Origin of the sequence: Spongiactinospora rosea (genome assembly GCF_003315795.1) — a bacterium.
GTDB classification, from domain to species: domain Bacteria; phylum Actinomycetota; class Actinomycetes; order Streptosporangiales; family Streptosporangiaceae; genus Spongiactinospora; species Spongiactinospora rosea.
The window spans coordinates 142,206-159,852 of the sequence record NZ_QMEY01000017.1 but is presented as its reverse complement, the minus strand read 5'-3'; the positions used below and the strand labels follow the sequence as shown (position 1 = coordinate 159,852).

Here is a 17,647-nt window from a genome sequence, read left to right as displayed (position 1 = left end):
CGCTCCCGCCGCCGCGCGCTGAGCTGGACGGTCGTCCCACGCGAGGGGAGAACGCCCCCCGCGGCGGGGCGGGGGCGCGATCAAGAGGCCGTGACCGGAATCGAACCGGCGTGTACCGCTTTGCAGGCGGGTCCCTCAACCACTCGGGCACACGGCCATGTGTGTGACACGCACCGGCGTTCAGCCGGTTCTTCGATTGCTCCATTCAACTCGCGGTGGGCTCATCATCGATTCTCGTGCCATCGTAAAGCGCCAAAGAATTGCATATCCGCGCAGCACGAAAATGCTCTCCGGCATACCAGGGAAACCCCATGACGACCATGAGGAGTCACCGCCGACAGGCGGCACGAAGAAAGGGGGAAGGGCGCGCGTCAGGCGCGACAACAGGACGAGAGGCCCAGATCGCAGGTGAAGCGGGCCACGGTGACCGCCGCCTCCCTGTTCATCATCTGACTCCTGCCGTCTCGTCCGTCCGGCGGCCCGGGGCCTGATGACCCGCCATGAACCACCGTTCTTTGCAGACACGATGCTAATCGCGATTATCCGCCACGTCAAACATTGGCGCGATATTCCTGGATTCCCGCGGGATCGATTAACCGGACAGGCCCGGCCCCCCTGGCAGATTCAAAGGGCCGGGCCTGTGCGGTGTTCGCCGCGGCCGGTTCAGCCGGGCGGCGTCACCAGAGCGGGATGTGCGGCGGCACCGGCGACACGGGCGACTGCGGCCGGGACCTGTTCGAGGCCGTGGCCGGGGGCTCCGGCGGTACGGCCGGGCAGCGCGTCCCGTGCGCGGGTGGCTTGAGCGAGATCAGATAGTCGTCGATCGCGCCCGTGGTGCAGTCGCTACGGCCGTAGATGCCGTGTCCCCAGCCCTCGTACGTGACGAACCGGGCCTCCTTCCCGATCTGGGCGGCGGCGTTGACCGCCCACCCGTAGCCGGTGGCCGGGTCGTGCAGCGCGTTGCCGAGCAGCAGCGGCGGCGTGCCGTTCACCCGCAGGCGGTGCTGCGGGTTGGGGACCGGGCCCGGCTCGCTCAGGCAGTACGCGAGGAGCGAGACGGCGGCCGGGCCGAATTCCATGTCCGGCGCGATGGCCTTGGAGCGGCGCAGGTGCCTCGCGTACTCCTTGTGATCGCGCACCGGCAGATGGAAGTCCTCGCAGAAGACCTGGTAGGGGACCTCCACCTCGTCCGGAGCCGTCCCCGCGTACCGCCGCCCGGGGGTGTCCGGCGCCAGGCGGGCCGCCGAGGCGGGCGGGCGCAGCACGCCTGTGTCGATGGCCACCAGGAGTTCGGCCAGATCGAACCACGCAGGTTCGTAGAAGGCCCCGAAGGCGATGCCGATCACGTCCATCCGGGTGAGCGGGTGATCGGGCTCGCCGGGGTACCTGAGTTCGCCGCGGTCGGCGCGGTCCAGCAGGTCCGCCCAGAACGCGCGCACGTCCCGGCCGCGCAGCGCGCACCGGCTCTCCCTGGCGCACCACTTGACGAACTCGTCGAAGGAGTCCTGGGCGGCCAGGGCCTCGGTGTAGAGGAAGGGAGCGGTGCCCAAGCTGTGGTCCATGTTGCTGTCCAGGGCGAGGGCGCGGACCCGGCCCGGGAACCGCTCGGCGTACATCTGGCCCATGAGGCTGCCGTAGGAGATGCCGTAGTAGGTCAGCTTGTCCTCGCCGAGCGCGGCGCGGATGGCGTCCATGTCGTGGGCCACGCTTCCGCTGTCCACGTGGTCGAACAGCGGGCCGGTGCGGGCCCGGCAGTCGGCACGCAGCCGCTTGCCGAAATCGCGCCAGGCGTCGAACTCGGCCTGGCTCCTGATGATCGAGTAGGGCGCCTGGGCCATGAGTTCGGCCGAGCAGACGACGGGCCGGCTCCTGGCCACGCCGCGCGGGTCGAAGCCCACGATGTCGAAGCGGCGGTTCAGCTCTGCGCTGAAGTAATCGTCGGCGCCGAGTGCGAAGTCGACGCCTGAGCCGCCCGGGCCGCCGGGGTCGATCAGCAACGAGCCGACCCTGGCCGCCGGGTCGGTGGCCTTGCGCCGGGCGAGCGCCAGGTCGATGGCGGGGCCGCCGGGGTTCTTCCAGTCCACGGGTACGGCGAGCGTGCCGCAGTCGGCCTCCGGGTCCTCCGGGCACGGTTGCCAGGCGATCGCAGGAGTGCCGGAGGGCGCGGCGGGAGCCGCCTGGGCGGGCGTGAGCGGGGATGACCCCACCAGCGCGACCAGGGCGGCGGCGAGCAACGGAACCGTTCTACGCACGTGATCTCCAATCACCGGCGTGGGTCCTTGATCTCGACGTCCAGATTCTCCGGTTCCCCGGCCGCCCGGGGCCATCGGTCGAAAGTACGGGCGGGCCTTCCTCCTCGCGTACCAGCGTTTCCTCTCCATGCGGGCGGCTTCCGGAGTACCGTGCGTCAAAGGCCCAGCACGACGGCCGGTACGGCGATGCCGGCCCCTCATCCGCAAGCATGAGCCGGGCGGACCGGCCCAAATGGCGTCCACTATTCCGCCGGGGCGCATCGTCCGCCGCGCACTCGCCGTACCATCGGAAGGCGGGGTGCGCGCCCCCGACTCGGGCACCTGGCGTCTGGTGGCGTCGCCCGTGACCCTCTGACCCCCATAGAGGAGACGTTCCGAGTGGCACGCATCGGTGACCGCGGTGATCTGCTGAAGTGCACGTTCTGCGGCAAGAGCCAAAAAGAGGTCCGCAAGCTCATCGCGGGTCCCGGCGGTGTCTACATATGCGATGAATGCGTGGAGCTCTGCAACGAGCTCATCGAGGAGGAGCTGGAGGAGACCACCGACGCCGGGCACCGTGACCTGCCCAAACCGCAGGAGATCAACGAGTTCCTGCAGGGTTATGTCGTGGGGCAGGAGAACGCCAGGAAGGCGCTGTCGGTCGCGGTCTACAACCACTACAAGCGCATCCGGGCGGGCGGCGTCCGGAGCCGCCGCGACTCCGCGCACGAGGAGCCGGTGGAGCTGGGCAAGTCCAACATCCTGCTCATCGGGCCGACCGGCTGCGGCAAGACCTACCTCGCCCAGACGCTGGCCAGGATGCTCGACGTGCCGTTCGCGATCGTCGACGCGACGGCGCTCACCGAGGCCGGTTACGTCGGCGAGGACGTCGAGAACATCCTGCTCAAGCTGATCCAGGCGGCCGACTTCGACGTCAAGAAGGCCGAGACGGGGATCATCTACATCGATGAGATCGACAAGATCGCCCGCAAGAGCGAGAATCCGTCGATCACCCGTGACGTCTCGGGTGAGGGCGTTCAGCAGGCGCTGCTGAAGATCCTGGAGGGCACCACCGCGTCGGTGCCGCCGCAGGGCGGGCGCAAGCACCCCAACCAGGAGTTCATCCAGATCGACACCACCAACGTGCTGTTCATCGTGGGCGGCGCGTTCGCCGGGCTGGACCGGATCATCGAGCAGCGCTCCGGGCACAAGGGCGCGGGGTTCGGCGCGACGCTGCGCTCCGGGCAGGACCGCGAGGCCGCCGACCCCTACGCGGGGGTCATGCCGGAGGACCTGCTGAAGTTCGGGCTGATCCCCGAGCTGGTCGGGCGGTTGCCCGTGGTCACCACGTTCCAGCCGCTGGACCGTACGGCGCTGACGCGGATCCTCACCGAGCCGCGCAACGCGCTGATCAAGCAGTTCCAGAAGCTCTTCGAGCTGGACGGCGTCGAGCTCGTCTTCGACGACGACGCCGTGGGGGCCATCGCCGACCAGGCCCTGCTGCGCCGCACCGGCGCGCGGGCCACCCGGGCGATCGTCGAGGAGGTCCTGCTCAACGTGATGTACGAGGTACCGAGCCGCGACGACGTGGCCCGCGTCGTGGTCACCCGCGACACCGTACTCGACAACGTCAACCCCACCCTGGTCCCCCGCGACCACCTCGGCCACAACCCGGAACGCCGCGACAAGTCCGCCTGACGGCACCCCACGGCCCCGGGCCGCCAACCAGCGACTCCCTGCGGCCAGGGGCCCGTGGCCCCGGCCGTAGGGCCCGTATGCGTGCGGCCGGGAACAAAGCTCAGAAGCCCGTGGCCACCGAGCCGTCCCTACGGGACAGGACCGGGGTCGGCAGCCCATGGCCACGGCCGTAGGGTTCGCCGGGGTACCGCCTGTCTGTGCGGCTCAGTGGAGGGCCGTGGGTGCTGGGGCGTCGGTGAGCAGGGTCAGCAGGGCGCCGCGGGTGGGAGCGGGGAGGGGACGGGGGGTGGATGGGGGAAGGCGGTCGAGTAGGGCCGCGAGGGAGGGGCGGGACAGGACGTCCTGGGGGGTGGTGAGGCAGGTGGTCGCCTCGGCCAGGGCGCGGAAGGCGTCGGGGTCGTGGGTCGCGGCGGCCTCCAGGCGGGCCATTTCGGGGTCGGGCCGGGGCGGTGGGGACTGGCCTTGGCGCAGCGCGGCCATTTCGGCGGCCCGGGCGCGGTCGGTGGCGATCTGGTCGGCGTAGTAGGGGCCGATCAGGCGTTCGGTGGCCTCCTCCCAGGCGGTCGCGAACCCCGTGCCGCCGAGCCCGCCCGGTGTACGGTCGCGTACCAGGTCGCGCAGGGCCTGGGCCTGGATGAGGCCGGTGGACAGGCCGCGGGCGGCGGTCGGGGCGGTGCAGGCGCTCGCGTCGCCGACGGCGGCGAAGCCGGTCGCCACCGGGCGGCCGGCCGACGTGAACCGCCGCCTGCGGTCCAGGACCCCGGCCATCGCCAGCACCCCGGTGACGGGCGTGCCCGCGCCCCAGTGGGCGTGCGCCGGGCAGGCGCGCAGCACCCTGGCGAAGCGCTCGGGGTCGCGCAGGTCCTTCAGTGGCGCGTCGCCCCGGCCGGCGACGAAGGTGACCGACCAGGTGTCGTGCCCGCCCGGGATCGTGAGCAGCGCGAACGTGCCCATCTGCGAGTACGGCGGCGCCATCCGCACCGGCTGCCGCGGCCCGGTGAAGTGGCGGGTGTAGTAGGCGAAGCCGTGCTCTGCGGCCTCGATGCGCGGCCCCACGGAGCCGAGCGCGGTCAGCCAGGCCGAAGACGGTGTGCCCCGGCCCATCGCGTCCACCACGAGGTCGGCGCGGATCTCCTCGCCGCCCGACGTACGGACCCCGGTGACGGCCGGGACGGCGGCGGGCGCGCCCAGCAGGCCGGTGACGCGGACGCCGCGACGTACCGTCACCCCGGCCCGCCGTGCCGCCGCGAGCGCGAGAGCCGACTCCAGCACCGCGCGCCTGACCGGCATGAACCGGAAGCGGTCATCGCCGGGCCGCCGCGCCTGGTCGGCGATGGTGGACGGCATCGGGTACAGCAGGTCGGCCCACGCGCACCCGGACTCCGTCAGCAGGTCGATGACCTCGGGCGACTCGCGCTCCGCGATCCGCCAGAACCCCGGCAGCACGTTGTGCGGCTGGCGGAACTGCGGCACGCCCCTGCGCTCCCAGGACTCCCAGGCCGCCCGGAGATCACCGGGCGGCTCGGCCCGGTCCGCCTCAAGGACGGTCACCTGGTGCCCGTCACGGCCCAGCAACAGGGCACAGGCGAGTCCGATCGGGCCCCCGCCGCAGATGACGATCGACGCCATGGCGTTCCGCCTCCCTTGTCCCCCAGGCCAAAGGTGACAGGGCGGAACGCGTCCGCGCCACGGGTTTTCCCGGCACGGGAGGGCGGGTCACTCCCCCATCTGCTGGATGCGGTCCTTGAACAGAGTGGTGGCGATGGACGCCCTGCGCGGCTGCCCCTTGAGGAACGCCTGCGCGAACTTCTTGGCCTGCTCGTAGGAGACCTTGCCGGGCAGCGGCGGCTCGTCCGGGTTGACGTCCACGTCGACCAGCGCGGGCCCGTCGAAGGCCAGGGCCTCGGCGACGGCCGATTCGACGTCGGCGGCCTTGGAGATCTTGGCACCGTAGCCGCGGCAGGAGCGCGCCCACCCGGAGAAGTCGGACCACGGCTCGGCGTACCGCACCCCGTGCTCGGGGTAGCCGAGCACCATCTGCTCCCACAGGATCTGCCCGAGGGAGTTGTTGTTGTTCACCACGACCTTGATCGGCAGCCGGTGCTGGGCGGCGGTCAGGAACTCGGCCATCAGCATCGCGAACCCGCCGTCGCCGATGTAGGCGATGACCTGGCGGCCCGGGAAGGCGTGCTGCATCGCGATGGCGTACGGCAGGCCGGGGGCCATGCTGGCGAGGTTGCCCGACAGGTAGAACTCCCGGCCGTCGCGCACCGTCCAGTGCCGCGCCGCCCAGGTGGCCACCGTGCCGCTGTCGCAGGTCAGGATGGCGTCGTCGGCGCAGAGCCGGTCGAGCACCGAGGCGAGGTACTGCGGCGCGACCGGGTCGCGGTCGGCGGTTTCGAGCGCGTGCATGTCGGCCCGCCAGGCCGCCATCTTGGCCTGATATTTCGCCAGATGGCGGGTGTCGCGCTTGCGATCGAGCAACGGCAGCAGCGCCCGTAGCCCCTCCTTGGCATCGCCGATCATCGGCACCTCGGTGGGCATCCGCGCCCCCGCCCGGACCGGGTCCGCTTCGAGCTGCACCACCCGGGTCGCGCCCGCCGGGGGCAGGTGCTGGGTGTAGGGGAAGTTGGTGCCGACCATGAACAGCACGTCCACGTCGTCCACCAGTTCCTCGCTCGGCCGGGTGCCGAGCAGGCCCAGCCCGCCCGTGGTGTACGGCGAGTCGTCGGGGATCACCGCCTTGCCGGGCAGCGTCTTGATCACCGGCGCGGACAGCGTCTCGGCCACCGCCAGGACCTCCTGCTTGGCGTGCAGCGCGCCCGCGCCGACCAGCAGCGCGGGGCGTTCGGCGGCGTTGAGCACGGCGGCCGCGCGCCGCAGGTCCTCCTCGCGGGGACGTCCTGGCGGCGGCAGGTACACCGGCGCGGTGTGCGGCGGGCGCGCAGGGGCCACGTGCTGCCACGGGTCGGCGTCCGCGTCGGCCACCTGGAGGTCGTTGGGCAGCGTCAGGTGGGCGACGCCGCGCCGCGCGTAGGCGTGCCGGACCGCGGCGTCCACCAGCGCGGGGAGCTGCACCGGATTGGTGACCAGCTCGTTGTACTCGGTCAGGTCGGCGAACAGCCGCTCCAGGTGGACCTCCTGCTGGTAGCCGGTGCCCAGCACGGAGGTCTCCTGCATGCCGGTGATCGCCAGCACCGGCACGTGGTCGAGCTTGGCGTCGTACAGGCCGTTCATCAGATGCAGCCCGTCGGGGCCGGAGGTGGCCAGGCACACGCCGATCCGGCCGGTGGCCTTGGCGTACCCGGTGGCCATGAACGCGGCGGCCTCCTCGTGGTGGACCAGCACGAACCGCACCTTGTCCCGGTGCCGCCTCAGGCCCTCCATGATGCCGTTGATGCCGTCGCCCGGGAGCCCGAACACGGTGTCGACGCCCCACTCGGCCAGCCGTTCGATGAGAGATTCCGCGAGAATTCGTGGCATTACGGGCCCGTACCCCACCATGCCGTTGTATGCGGTGGCCGCGCGAAAGGCCCGGCAAAGCCGGTCAGCCGGTCAGCTCGCCCAGTCCAGCAGGGGCTGGACGTGCTCGGGCGACCGCAGCGAACGCAACGCCTGGCGCTCCAACTGGCGGATGCGCTCGCGGGTGAGGCCCAGCCGTTCGCCGATCTCCTGGTAGGTGTGCGTCTTGCCGTCGTTCAGGCCATAGCGCAGGGTGACGATGAACGCCTCGCGCTCGGGAAGGGTGTCCACCAGGGCGCGCAGCTCCTCGGCGAGCGCCTGGTACTCCATCAGGTCCGACACGGGGACCACCTCGGTGTCGGCGATGAGGTCGCCGACCCTGGTGTCCTCGCCGTCGCCGATCGGGGTGTCCAGGCTGACGGTGTCGTGGCCGACCTGGCGTAGTTCCAGCAGCTCGGGCACGCTCATCCCGGCCGCCCTGGCGACCTCCTCGTCGGTGGGGTCGCGGTTCAGGCGGGTCAGCAGCTGGCGTTCCATCCGGTGGATCTTGGACAGCCGGTCCACGACGTGGACGGGGAGCCGTACGGTACGCGTCTTGTCGGCCAGGCCGCGCTCGATGGCCTGGCGTATCCACCACATCGCGTACGTGGAGAACTTGAACCCCTTGGCGTAGTCGAACTTCTCGACCGCCCGGATCAGGCCCAGGTTGCCCTCCTGGATCACGTCCAGCATGGGCCAGCCCCGGTGGGCGTACTTCTTGGCGGCCGACACCACCAGCCGCAGGTTCGCGCGGAGCATGTGGTCCTTGGCCGCCTCACCGTCCTTGGCCACGGCCGCCAGTGCGGCCCCGCGCTCCTCGTCCCCCGTGTCCCCCGCCTCCAGGAGGTGGTTCGCGTACAACCCCGCCTCGATGCGCCGGGAGATCTGCACCTCCTCCTCGGCGGTCAGCAGGGGGGTCCGGCCGATCTGCAACAGGTACTGCCCGAGCAGATCGGTCTCGTCGTACGGTTCATGCGGTTCGGCCCGGGCGCCGCCGTCCAGCCCGCGCATCATCCTCACCTCACTCGGTCGCGCCTACCGGGTGCGGCTACCCCGCGATCCGCGCCTCAGTCCAGCACAGGAGTCCCGCCGACAACACCGACGTGGAAGTGTCGGACCGCGATGTCATGATGGCTGCATACGCCCCGACCGGGAGGAGAGATCGTGGGGTTGCCCCCGGACGACGTCGTCGCCGCGGCCTTGCGCGCCGGGGACGAGACGATGTTCGCGGCGCTGCTGGACACCTGGTCGCGGGGGATGCTGCGGCTGGCCAGATCCTACGTGTCCACCAGCGACTCCGCCGAGGAGGTCGTGCAGGACACCTGGCTGGCGGTGATCCGCGGGATCGACGGGTTCGAGGGGCGGTCGTCGGTCAAGACGTGGGTCTACCGGATCCTGGTCAACACCGCCAAGAAGCGGGGCGCCAGGGAGAGCCGCACGGTGCCATGGAGCAGCGCGTTCGAGCGGGACGGAGATCCCCCGCTCGACGGCGTGGGCGCGGCCGACGGCCGCGCGCCCCTTCCCCCGGCCTGGAAGGACCTTCCTGCCGCCTGGTCGGTCCCCGAGGGCGAGATCCTGGCCTCGGAGGTCCGCGGCCGGATCGGGGCGGCGCTGGCCGAGCTGCCCGCCCGGCAGCGCAGCGTGATCACCCTGCGTGACCTGGAAGGATGCAGCTCAGAGGAGGTCTGCGCCATCCTGGACATCTCCCCGGCCAACCAGCGCGTGCTGCTCCACCGCGCCCGGACGGCGGTCCGCAAGCGGCTGGAAGATTACTTCGAGGCGATGAGACGCTAGACGCAACACGGCGGTAACGAATCGGGTCGGTTCCGGAACGTGAGACGGTAGTCGGAGATGAAGCGGTTCAGTCACAGAAGGGTGAGGCGGTCGTTGACGTGAAACGGTTAAGCTGCGCGGAGGTCGGCGAGCACGTCACCGCATACCTCGATGACGACCTCACCGACGACGCCAGGCGGGCCCTGGAGGACCACACCCGGGGCTGCGCGGACTGCACGCGCCACATCGCCCAGTTCCGCGCCACCATCGCCGCCCTGCGCGACCTCCCCGCCACCCCCCTCTCCCCCGCCACCCGCGACCGGCTGCTGACCGCCTTCCGCGCGGCGCGCCGCCGTTGACGGGTTCCTGCCCCGAAATTTGCCGCCTCCCTCTGTAACGCCGCGGGGTCTCGCGGGTCTGTAGATCCGTGACCACCGGCGAAGGGGGATGAGCATGGCGGCTCCTGTGATCGACGACGCGCCGCTCCACGACGCCTCCGACGTCGCGGATTTCGCGCGCCGCTGCTTCGACGGCGGCGACGGCGACGGCAGGGTCGGGGTAGAGCTGGAGTTCCTGGTCTACGACCGCGCGTCCGCGGATCTGCATGTGCCGATCCGGCGGGTGGCCGAGGCCTTGGGCTTACCACCGGGTGACAGTGTGCTGCCCGGCGGCTGCCGGGTCACCTTCGAGCCCGGCGGCCAGTTGGAGCTGTCCGGTCCGGCCGCTCCGCTGCACGCCGCGATCGAGCGCGTCGCGGCCGACGTCGCGCTGGCCCGGGCGGTGCTGGGCGCGGCCGGGCTGCGGCTCGCCGGCGTGGGCCTGGACCCGGTGCGCCGGGCCCACAGGCAGCTGCGCGAGCCGCGTTACGACGCGATGGCCGCGTTCTTCGGCGGGCCCTACGGCCCGCTGATGATGTGCAGCACCGCGTCCGTGCAGGTCAACCTGGATCTGGGTGAGCGGCCCGCGGTCCGCTGGGAGCGCGCGCACACGCTCGGGCCGGTGCTGACCGCCGCGTTCGCCAACTCCCCGCTCAGCGGCGGGCGGCCGTGCGGCTGGATGTCCGGCCGCCAGGCGGTGTGGGAGAACCTCGACAACACCCGCACCTCCCCGGTCCGTTCGGGCGGCGACCCGGTGGCGGCCTGGACCGACTACCTGCTGGCCGCCCGGGTGATGCTGCGCAGGGAGGGCGACCGGTTCCACCCGGTCGCCGACGGCTCGACGTTCGGCGACTGGCTGGCCGCGCCGGGCCCGCCGCCGACCGGGGCGGATCTGGCCTACCACGCGACCACGCTGTTCCCGCCGGTCCGCCCGCGGGGCTGGCTGGAGGTCCGCTACCTCGACGCCCAGCACCCCGACGACTGGCCGGTGTGCGTTGCGGTGACGCACGCGCTGATCACCGACGACCGGGCGGCCGACACCGCGCTCGCCGCGGCCGAGCCCTGCCGGTCGCAGTGGCGGCACGCCTCGCGGCACGGCATCGCCGACCCGCAGATCAGGCGGGCGGCCACGGAGTGCTTCGCGGCGGCGCTCGCCGCGCTCCCCCGGCTCGGCGCGCCCGCGGAGCTGACCGCGAAGGTCGCCCGGTTCGCCGAGCGCGTCGCCGCGGGCCGCTGTCCGGCCACCGACCTGCTCGAAGGCACGCAAGCGATGACGCAAGGGAACAGGAGCACATGGTGAGCAACCTTGACGCGGTGACCGACCTCGACGCCGACCGCCTCAAGGAGCGGATCGCGGCGCAGCTCCTCACGGTGCGCGACCGGTCGCTGGCCTACACCTCGGCCGAAGACGACGTGCTGCTGCGCCAGCACTCCACGCTGATGTCGCCGCTGGTCTGGGACCTCGCGCACATCGGCAACTACGAGGAGCTGTGGGTGCTTCGCGAGGCGGGCGGCATCACCCCGCTGCGCCCGGAGATCGACGACATCTACGACGCGTTCAAGCACCCCAGGAAGGACCGGCCGTCGCTGCCGATCCTCGGCCCCGACGAGGCCAGACGGTACATCGGCGGCGTCCGCGGGCGCACGCTCGACGTGCTCGACGCGCTCGACTTCACCGACCCCGACCCGCTGCGCCGGGCGGGGTTCGTGTTCGGCCTGGTGATCCAGCACGAGCACCAGCACGACGAGACGATGCTGGCCACCTTGCAGCTGTCCGGCCGTCCCGGCCTGGTCCGCGAGGGCGACCTGCCCGCCGCGCGCCCCGGGCGCGGCCCCGATGAGGTGCTGGTCCCCGCGGGCCCGTTCCAGATGGGCACCAGCACGCTGCCGTGGGCCTACGACAACGAGCGTCCCGCCCACCGGGTCGATCTTCCGGCCTACTGGATCGACCGGCTGCCGGTCGGCAACGCCGCCTACATCGCGTTCATCGAGGCGGGCGGCTACGACGACGAGCGCCTGTGGGACCCGGCGGGCTGGCGCTGGCGGACCGAGGGGGCGATCTCCGCGCCGCTGTTCTGGTCCAAGGAGGGCGACGGCTGGTGGCGGACCCGCTTCGGTCGCAGCGAGCCGGTGCCGCCGGATGAGCCGGTGCAGCACGTGAGCTGGTACGAAGCCGACGCCTACGCCCGCTGGGCGGGCAAGCGGCTGCCCACCGAGGCCGAGTGGGAGAAGGCCTGCGGCTGGGACCCGGCGACCGGCCGGGCGCGCAGATATCCCTGGGGCGACACCGAGCCGCACCCGGGGCTGGCCAACCTCGGGCACCGCGCGGCCCGGCCCGCCCCGCTCGGGGCCTTCCCCGGCGGGGCCAGCGCCTATGGGGTCGAGCAGATGATCGGCGAGGTGTGGGAGTGGACCGGCTCCTGCTTCACCGGCTATCCGGGGTTTCGCAGCTTCCCCTACCGCGAGTACAGCGAGGTGTTCTTCGGCCAGGACTACCGGGTGCTGCGCGGCGGGTCGTGGGCGGCCGACCCGGCGGCGGTCCGCACCACCTTCCGCAACTGGGACTATCCGATCAGGCGGCAGATCTTCACCGGGTTCCGCTGTGCCCGCACCGCCGCTCCCGGCGAGGCCCGCTAGATGTGCAGGCACGCGGCCTGGCTGGGGTCGCCGCGCAGCCCGGCCGTCCTGCTGGACGAGCCGGAACACGGCCTGGTCCGCCAGTCGTACGCGCCGCGGATGCAACGGCACGGCATGATCAACGCCGACGGGTTCGGCGTGGGCTGGTACGACCCGGTCTCCGGGGAGGCGGTGCGCTACCGCCGGTCGATCCCGATCTGGACCGACGCCAACCTCCCGGGCCTGGCCGGGGCGGCCCGCTCCGGCTGCCTGATCGCGGCGGTCAGGTCGGCGACCGTCGGCATGCCGATCGAGGAGAGCGCGACCGCGCCGTTCGCCGACGGGCGGCTGCTGCTCAGCCACAACGGCCGGGTGCGGGCCGAGGCCATTCGCTCGCTGGTCGATTCGGCCGAGAGCACGTGCGACGCGGCGTGGGTGGCCGCCGCGGTCTTCGCGCGGGTGCGCGGCGGCGCACCGCTCGGCGACGCCCTCGCCGAGGTCGTCACCCATGCCGGGACCAAAGATCCCGAAGCCCGGCTCAACCTGCTGGCCTGCGACGGCGCCACCGTCGCGGCCACCACGTGGGGCGACACGCTCCACGTGGACGACACGGGCGAGGACGGCGTGCTCGTGGCCAGCGAGCCGCTGTCCGACCGGCCGAGCTGGCGGCCCGTGCCCGACCGGCGTCTCGTCCTCGTGACGCCCGGCGGCGCGCGCATCGAGCCGCTGTGACCCACCGACCCAGGAGATCACGTGCGCGACACCATGCCCAACGTCCGGCTGACCGACCACCTCGACCCCGCCTACCTGCGTCAGGCCCTCGAAAACGACGTCCGCTCCGGCCTTACCTCGCGGCCGAAGTGGCTGCCGCCCAAGTGGTTCTACGACGCGGCGGGCAGCGACCTGTTCACCCGGATCACCAGGCTGCCGGAGTACTACCCGACGCGCCGGGAGCTGTCCATCCTGCGCGCGCACGCCACTGACGTCGCCGTGCGCAGCGGCGCGGACACTCTGGTCGAGCTGGGCTCGGGCACCAGCGAGAAGACCGTGCTGCTGCTCGACGCGCTCGCCGATCGCGGGTTGCGCGCCTATCTGCCGGTGGACGTCGACGCGGTGACGCTCGGCGAGGCCGCCGAGCGGGTGGCGGCCCGCTACCCCGGGATCGAGGTGCACGCCGTGTGCGCCGACTTCGAGCGCCATCTCGGGCTGCTGCCGCGTACCGGCCGGCGGATGGTCGCCTTCCTCGGCGGCACGATCGGCAATCTGGAGCCCGCCCCCCGCGAGGTGTTCCTGAAGGGCCTGCGCGACACGCTCGACCCCGGCGACTCACTGCTGCTGGGCGCCGACCTGGTCAAGGACACCGGGCGGCTGGTCGCCGCCTACGACGACCCGGCCGGGGTGACCGCCGAGTTCAACCGCAACGTGCTGCGCGTGATCAACCGGGAGCTGCGGGCCGACTTCGACCCTGACGCGTTCGAGCACGTCGCCCGGTACGACGAGGGCGACGACTGGATCGAGATGCGGCTGCGCGCCACCCGCGCGATGCGCGCCCACGTCGCCGACCTCGGCCTCGATGTCGCCTTCGCGGCGGGCGAGGAGATGCGGACCGAGATCAGCGCGAAGTTCCGCCCCGAGCCGCTGGCCGCGGAGCTGGAGGCGGCCGGTTTCACCCCCGCCGAGCTGTACACCGACCCCGCGGGCGACTTCGCCCTGCTGCTCGCCATGGCCTGAGTCCCGGCGGGCACGGCCAAGCCGATCCTGCCCGTCACCACGGGCCCACCCGGCGGCAGGCATCGGGCACAGGGCCGTCGGCTATCCGGGGTGGCCGACCGGACGCCGCCGCGACGGCGTCCCCGGCTCCGGGCGGAGGCCGAACCGCTGCCGGTAGGCCGATGGCGTCAGGCCGATCTCGCGCCGCATCACCGCACGGAGGTTGGCCGCCGTACCGAGCCCGCTGCCCCGCGCGACCAGGTCCAGCCGTGACTCGCCCAGCTCGATCAGCCGGCACGCCAGGGTGACCCGCTCCCCGGTGAGCCAGCTCAGCGGGGTGGTGCCCAGTTGCGCCTGGAAGCGGCGGTGCAGCGTGGCCGGGCTGACCGCCGCGCGCGCGGCCAGGTCGGTCACCGTGATCGGCGTGTCCAGGTGCTGCTGGGCCCAGGCCAGTACGGGGGCCAGCGATTCGTCCGGCATGTCGGGCACCGGCCGTTCCACGAACTGCCGCTGCCCGCCGTCCCGGTGCGCCGCGAAGACCAGCCGCCTGCTCACCACGTTGGCGATCTCGGCCCCGTGGTCGCGGCGCACGACGTGCAGCCCGAGGTCGAGCGCGGCCGCGCTGCCCGCGGCGGTGAGGATGTCGCCGTCGTCCACGAACAGCACGTCGGGCTCCAGCCGCACCTCGGGGAACCGCGCCCGGAAGACATCGGCCCACTGCCAGTGCGTGGTGGCCCGGCGTCCCGCGAGGACCCCGGCCTCGGCCAGGGTGAAGGTGCCGGTGCAGAAGCTGATCAGGCGCGTGCCCCGGGCGTGCGCCCGGCGGATGACCTCAAGTACGGCCGGCTGCCGGGGCGCGTCGGCGTCCGGCCGGTTCGGGACGATCAGCGTGTCCGCCGTCTCGGCCGCCTCCAGCCCGGCCACGCCGGTCATGGTGAAGAACCCGTCCCGCATCAACGTGCGCGGCGAGGGCGAGCAGAGCCTGAAGTCGTACAGGTCACGCCCGAGCTCGGGCCGGGGCAGCCCGAAGATCTCCGTCGCGCAGCCGAGCTCGAACGGGTTGGAGTTCTCGTCCACGACCAACACGATCCGATGCCGATCGCCTTGCGAGGATTCTTGCGCCATATGCTATTTCTAGCAGTTCCGCGGTGACCTGGGGAGACCCAGGATGGACCCATGAGCGACCTGCCCATTTCCCTCGGCGACGTCCTGGCCTCCTTCGAGGCCCTGTGGAGTCCGCGCATCGTCACGCGGGTCAACGACTACGACGTACGCGTCGCCAAGGTGGAGGGCGAGCACATCTGGCACGCCCACGACAACACCGACGAGTTCTTCCTGGTGCTCGACGGCCGCCTGCTCATCTCGCTGCGCGAGGCGACCGGTGAGCGCACGGTCACGCTGTCCCGGGGCGAGGTCTTCACCGTCCCGAAAGGCGTCGAGCACAAGCCGTCGGCCCCTGACGGCGCCAGGATCCTGATGTTCGAGCCGACCGGTACGCCGAGCACCGGCGACCGGCACGAGGAGATCCCCGCGCACATCGAGGTGACCACCGGGCATTGAGCCCGGATCCTGAAGTGCAGGTCGTCGAGAAAAGGCTCTGATGGGCGCGCTGCTCTACGGGTTCGTGATCCTCATCTGGGGTCTGACCTGGATCGCCATCAAGTACCAGCTCGGCGAGGTGCCGATGGCGGCGTCCATCTGCTACCGGTCGGCCGCCGCGGCGTTGCTGCTGTTCGCGTACCTGGCGCTGCGACGGCGGCGGCTGCGGTTCGGGCTGCGCGACCACGTGCGCATGGCGGCCATCGGCACGCTGATGTTCTCGGTCAACTACCTGTTCGTGTACGCCGCCGAACAGCACATCTCCTCCGGCCTGGTGGCCCTGGTCTTCGCCATGACCCTGCCGTTGAACGTGGTCAACTCCGCGATCTTCCTGCGCCGCCCGATCGGGCGCATGGTGGCGCTCGGCGCGGTGGTCGGCCTGGGCGGCATGGCGCTGGTCTTCTGGGCGGATCTGAGCGCCTTCGACCTCACCGGCGGGACGACCTTGGGCGTGGCGCAGGTGTTCGCCGGGGCCATGTGCTTCTCGCTGGGCAACGTCGTGTCCGACCGGGCGCAGGCCGCGGGGGTGCCGATCGTGCAGACCGAGGCGTACGGCCTGCTGTACGGCGCCGCCCTCCTCGCCGTCATCGCGGCCCTCACCACCGGGTTCGGCTTCGACCTGAGCGTTCCGTACGTCTCGTCGCTGGGCTATCTGGTCGTGTTCGGATCGGTCATCGGGTTCGGGCTCTACCTCACGATCATCGGCCGGATCGGCGCGCAGCGCGCGGGCTATGTGACCGTGCTCTTCCCGGTCGTCGCGCTGCTGGCGTCGACGATCCTGGAGGGGTACGTGTGGACGTGGTACGCGCTGGCCGGCACCGTACTGATCGTGGCGGGCAACGCCCTGATCAACACCCGCCCCGAAGTGCTCAAGAGCCTCCTGAGGCATCGCCGGGAGCCGCTGCGCAGGCGATGATCGTGGTGGTGAGGTCGCGCAGCGGGGTCAGGAGACGTACGTAGTCGGCGCCGTTGAGCGCGTACAGGCGCTGCGCGCCGATCCGCTGGACGGTGAGCAGGCCCGCGTCGCGAAGGATCTTCAGATGATGTGAGGTGGCGGGCTGGGACAGCCCCAGCCGGGCGGCGACATCGCCGACGCTGCGCGCGGTGCCGGACTCCAGCAGGAACACGATGATCTCCTGGCGCCGCTCGTCGCCCAGTGCGATGAACAGCGGCCGAGTCACGGTGAGCAGGCGCAGCACCTCGCCCGCCGGGCCCTCCCCAGGCATCAGGACCTCCCTGCGCTCAGTGCCTTGAGATCGGTGACGGGGAGCCCGCGGGCCGTGCCCTCCTCGATCCACTCTTCCAGCATCAGGCCCGTCTGCGCGCTGACCTTCGTGAAGTGCGTCCGCAGGTAGGCGGGCAGATCGAACGGGACGACCCTCGGCAGCACGCGCAGCGCGGCCCTGGCGAGCCAGGCGGGCACGCCGGACGGGGGCCGCCTGCCGTACCGTGCCGCGGTGATGGCGAGCGCTTCGCGAGAGGCCCCGGCCGCCAGCGCGTACCGGGTGGCCCGGATCGACCAGGTGGCGTTCTCCAGCGCGGCGATGAAGGGCATCATCCGTGCGGCGTCGAGGTCGCCACCGCCCGCCAGCCGTTCCGCCTTGGCGCGTACGCCACCCGCCCGCAGCGCGGCCACCACCTCCCGCACCCGTGCCTCGCCCCCATGGACCCCGAGCGTGGCCCCGGGCGGCACCCAGTAGGCGATGCCGGGCCGGGGCACCTCGACCGCCAGCGGCGCCTGGTACGCGAACACGGCCGGCGTCACCTGGACGATCTGCTCCCGTGGCCATACCTCCGCGAGAATCGCCACGTCCTGCCCGGACTGAGTGATCGTGACCACCGTGGCCGATCCGGTCGCGTCCCGCAGGTCCGCCATCCAGCGCCCGCTCAACGCGGTCGAATCGACGCACAGCCACACCATGTCCCACTTCCCGGGCACCGGCCGGGTCAGCACCTCATGCGGCACGAGCCGCTGCTCCACCGCCCCACCCCGCCCGAGCCGGTACACCGGCACCCCGCCTTCCCCCCACTTCTCCCGCCCGGGCTTCACCAGGTACCCCACCTGCGCTCCCCCAGCGGCCAACCACGCCCCGAACACCTGCCCAAGCGCCCCAGCGCCCACCACGAGTACCCTCATGCGGT

General features: G+C 71.9%; 16 protein-coding genes and 1 tRNA gene. 9 read left to right on the top strand and 8 right to left on the bottom strand.

Annotation, left to right across the window (positions count from 1 at the left end):
- Nucleotides 1-85: 85 nt before the first annotated feature.
- Both DP939_RS31010 and DP939_RS31005 read right to left on the bottom strand, forming a co-directional pair.
- Nucleotides 86-157: transfer RNA gene (locus DP939_RS31010), tRNA-Cys, on the bottom strand.
- 520 nt (nt 158-677) lie between these two features.
- Nucleotides 678-2,252 carry an alpha/beta hydrolase gene (locus tag DP939_RS31005; protein ID WP_199565526.1) on the bottom strand — a complete coding sequence of 525 codons (1,575 nt, stop codon included), beginning with the start codon at nt 2,250-2,252 and terminating at the stop codon, nt 678-680.
- A gap of 378 nt (nt 2,253-2,630) precedes the next feature.
- Between DP939_RS31005 and clpX the strand changes: the two genes are divergently transcribed.
- Complete coding sequence (clpX, locus tag DP939_RS31000; protein WP_113984371.1) at nt 2,631-3,929, top strand: ATP-dependent Clp protease ATP-binding subunit ClpX; 1,299 nt, start codon at nt 2,631-2,633, stop codon at nt 3,927-3,929.
- Between the two features lie 204 nt (nt 3,930-4,133).
- Here the strand turns inward: clpX and DP939_RS30995 are convergent, their stop codons facing one another.
- From DP939_RS30995 to DP939_RS30985, 3 genes are all read right to left on the bottom strand, one after another.
- A complete protein-coding gene (locus tag DP939_RS30995; RefSeq protein WP_113984370.1) occupies nt 4,134-5,558 on the bottom strand; it encodes an NAD(P)/FAD-dependent oxidoreductase in 1,425 nt (474 codons plus the stop codon).
- 87 nt (nt 5,559-5,645) lie between these two features.
- Nucleotides 5,646-7,412, bottom strand: coding sequence for a thiamine pyrophosphate-binding protein (locus tag DP939_RS30990; RefSeq protein WP_113984369.1), 1,767 nt, complete (start codon nt 7,410-7,412; stop codon nt 5,646-5,648).
- A gap of 72 nt (nt 7,413-7,484) precedes the next feature.
- On the bottom strand, nt 7,485-8,444 hold the full coding sequence (locus DP939_RS30985; protein WP_113984368.1) for a sigma-70 family RNA polymerase sigma factor: 960 nt from the start codon (nt 8,442-8,444) through the stop codon (nt 7,485-7,487).
- A 150-nt stretch (nt 8,445-8,594) separates the two neighbouring features.
- On the opposite strand from DP939_RS30985, the gene DP939_RS30980 reads away from it, so the two are divergent.
- The 6 genes from DP939_RS30980 (at nt 8,595) to egtD (ending at nt 13,927) form a co-directional block, all read left to right on the top strand.
- Nucleotides 8,595-9,224 carry an RNA polymerase sigma factor gene (locus DP939_RS30980; protein ID WP_225878610.1) on the top strand — a complete coding sequence of 210 codons (630 nt, stop codon included), beginning with the start codon at nt 8,595-8,597 and terminating at the stop codon, nt 9,222-9,224.
- A 98-nt stretch (nt 9,225-9,322) separates the two neighbouring features.
- Nucleotides 9,323-9,562 (top strand): anti-sigma factor family protein, encoded by a 240-nt coding sequence (locus tag DP939_RS30975; RefSeq protein WP_158578771.1) that lies wholly within the window; start codon nt 9,323-9,325, stop codon nt 9,560-9,562.
- A 94-nt stretch (nt 9,563-9,656) separates the two neighbouring features.
- Nucleotides 9,657-10,880, top strand: a complete 1,224-nt coding sequence (gene egtA / locus DP939_RS30970) for an ergothioneine biosynthesis glutamate--cysteine ligase EgtA (RefSeq protein WP_113984366.1) — start codon at nt 9,657-9,659, stop codon at nt 10,878-10,880.
- The gene (gene egtB, locus DP939_RS30965) at nt 10,874-12,217 is read left to right on the top strand and encodes an ergothioneine biosynthesis protein EgtB (RefSeq protein ID WP_113984365.1); all 1,344 of its coding nucleotides are present in this window, start codon (nt 10,874-10,876) and stop codon (nt 12,215-12,217) included. Before egtA ends, egtB begins: the two co-directional genes overlap by 7 nt.
- On the top strand, nt 12,218-12,928 hold the full coding sequence (gene egtC, locus DP939_RS30960; RefSeq protein ID WP_113984364.1) for an ergothioneine biosynthesis protein EgtC: 711 nt from the start codon (nt 12,218-12,220) through the stop codon (nt 12,926-12,928).
- A gap of 33 nt (nt 12,929-12,961) precedes the next feature.
- On the top strand, nt 12,962-13,927 hold the full coding sequence (egtD, locus tag DP939_RS30955; RefSeq protein WP_113984412.1) for an L-histidine N(alpha)-methyltransferase: 966 nt from the start codon (nt 12,962-12,964) through the stop codon (nt 13,925-13,927).
- Nucleotides 13,928-14,008: 81 nt separating this feature from the next.
- Here egtD and DP939_RS30950 read toward each other — a convergent pair whose 3' ends face one another.
- Nucleotides 14,009-15,031: a helix-turn-helix domain-containing protein gene (locus DP939_RS30950; RefSeq protein WP_113984363.1), complete on the bottom strand. Its 1,023-nt coding sequence runs from the start codon at nt 15,029-15,031 to the stop codon at nt 14,009-14,011.
- A gap of 51 nt (nt 15,032-15,082) precedes the next feature.
- Between DP939_RS30950 and DP939_RS30945 the strand changes: the two genes are divergently transcribed.
- Complete coding sequence (locus tag DP939_RS30945; RefSeq protein ID WP_113984362.1) at nt 15,083-15,466, top strand: cupin domain-containing protein; 384 nt, start codon at nt 15,083-15,085, stop codon at nt 15,464-15,466.
- Between the two features lie 40 nt (nt 15,467-15,506).
- Nucleotides 15,507-16,421: a DMT family transporter gene (locus DP939_RS30940; protein ID WP_113984361.1), complete on the top strand. Its 915-nt coding sequence runs from the start codon at nt 15,507-15,509 to the stop codon at nt 16,419-16,421.
- On the opposite strand, the gene DP939_RS30935 is transcribed toward DP939_RS30940, so the two are convergent.
- Together DP939_RS30935 and DP939_RS30930 are read right to left on the bottom strand one after the other, a co-directional pair.
- Nucleotides 16,375-16,731: an ArsR/SmtB family transcription factor gene (locus DP939_RS30935; RefSeq protein ID WP_113984360.1), complete on the bottom strand. Its 357-nt coding sequence runs from the start codon at nt 16,729-16,731 to the stop codon at nt 16,375-16,377. The genes DP939_RS30940 and DP939_RS30935 overlap by 47 nt on opposite strands.
- Nucleotides 16,731-17,642 (bottom strand): ketopantoate reductase family protein, encoded by a 912-nt coding sequence (locus tag DP939_RS30930; RefSeq protein WP_158578769.1) that lies wholly within the window; start codon nt 17,640-17,642, stop codon nt 16,731-16,733. Before DP939_RS30930 ends, DP939_RS30935 begins: the two co-directional genes overlap by 1 nt.
- Nucleotides 17,643-17,647 lie beyond the last annotated feature (5 nt).

Bases quoted from the DNA above. Each gene is read 5' to 3' on its own strand.
- DP939_RS30995 (WP_113984370.1), bottom strand. From the start codon at position 5,558: ATGGCGTCGATCGTCATCTGCGGCGGGGGCCCGATCGGACTCGCCTGT.
- DP939_RS30990 (WP_113984369.1), bottom strand. From the start codon at position 7,412: ATGCCACGAATTCTCGCGGAATCTCTCATCGAACGGCTGGCCGAGTGG.
- DP939_RS30985 (WP_113984368.1), bottom strand. From the start codon at position 8,444: ATGATGCGCGGGCTGGACGGCGGCGCCCGGGCCGAACCGCATGAACCG.
- egtA (WP_113984366.1), top strand. From the start codon at position 9,657: ATGGCGGCTCCTGTGATCGACGACGCGCCGCTCCACGACGCCTCCGAC.
- egtB (WP_113984365.1), top strand. From the start codon at position 10,874: ATGGTGAGCAACCTTGACGCGGTGACCGACCTCGACGCCGACCGCCTC.
- egtC (WP_113984364.1), top strand. From the start codon at position 12,218: ATGTGCAGGCACGCGGCCTGGCTGGGGTCGCCGCGCAGCCCGGCCGTC.
- egtD (WP_113984412.1), top strand. From the start codon at position 12,962: ATGCCCAACGTCCGGCTGACCGACCACCTCGACCCCGCCTACCTGCGT.
- DP939_RS30950 (WP_113984363.1), bottom strand. From the start codon at position 15,031: ATGGCGCAAGAATCCTCGCAAGGCGATCGGCATCGGATCGTGTTGGTC.
- DP939_RS30945 (WP_113984362.1), top strand. From the start codon at position 15,083: ATGAGCGACCTGCCCATTTCCCTCGGCGACGTCCTGGCCTCCTTCGAG.
- DP939_RS30940 (WP_113984361.1), top strand. From the start codon at position 15,507: ATGGGCGCGCTGCTCTACGGGTTCGTGATCCTCATCTGGGGTCTGACC.
- DP939_RS30935 (WP_113984360.1), bottom strand. From the start codon at position 16,731: ATGCCTGGGGAGGGCCCGGCGGGCGAGGTGCTGCGCCTGCTCACCGTG.
- DP939_RS30930 (WP_158578769.1), bottom strand. From the start codon at position 17,642: ATGAGGGTACTCGTGGTGGGCGCTGGGGCGCTTGGGCAGGTGTTCGGG.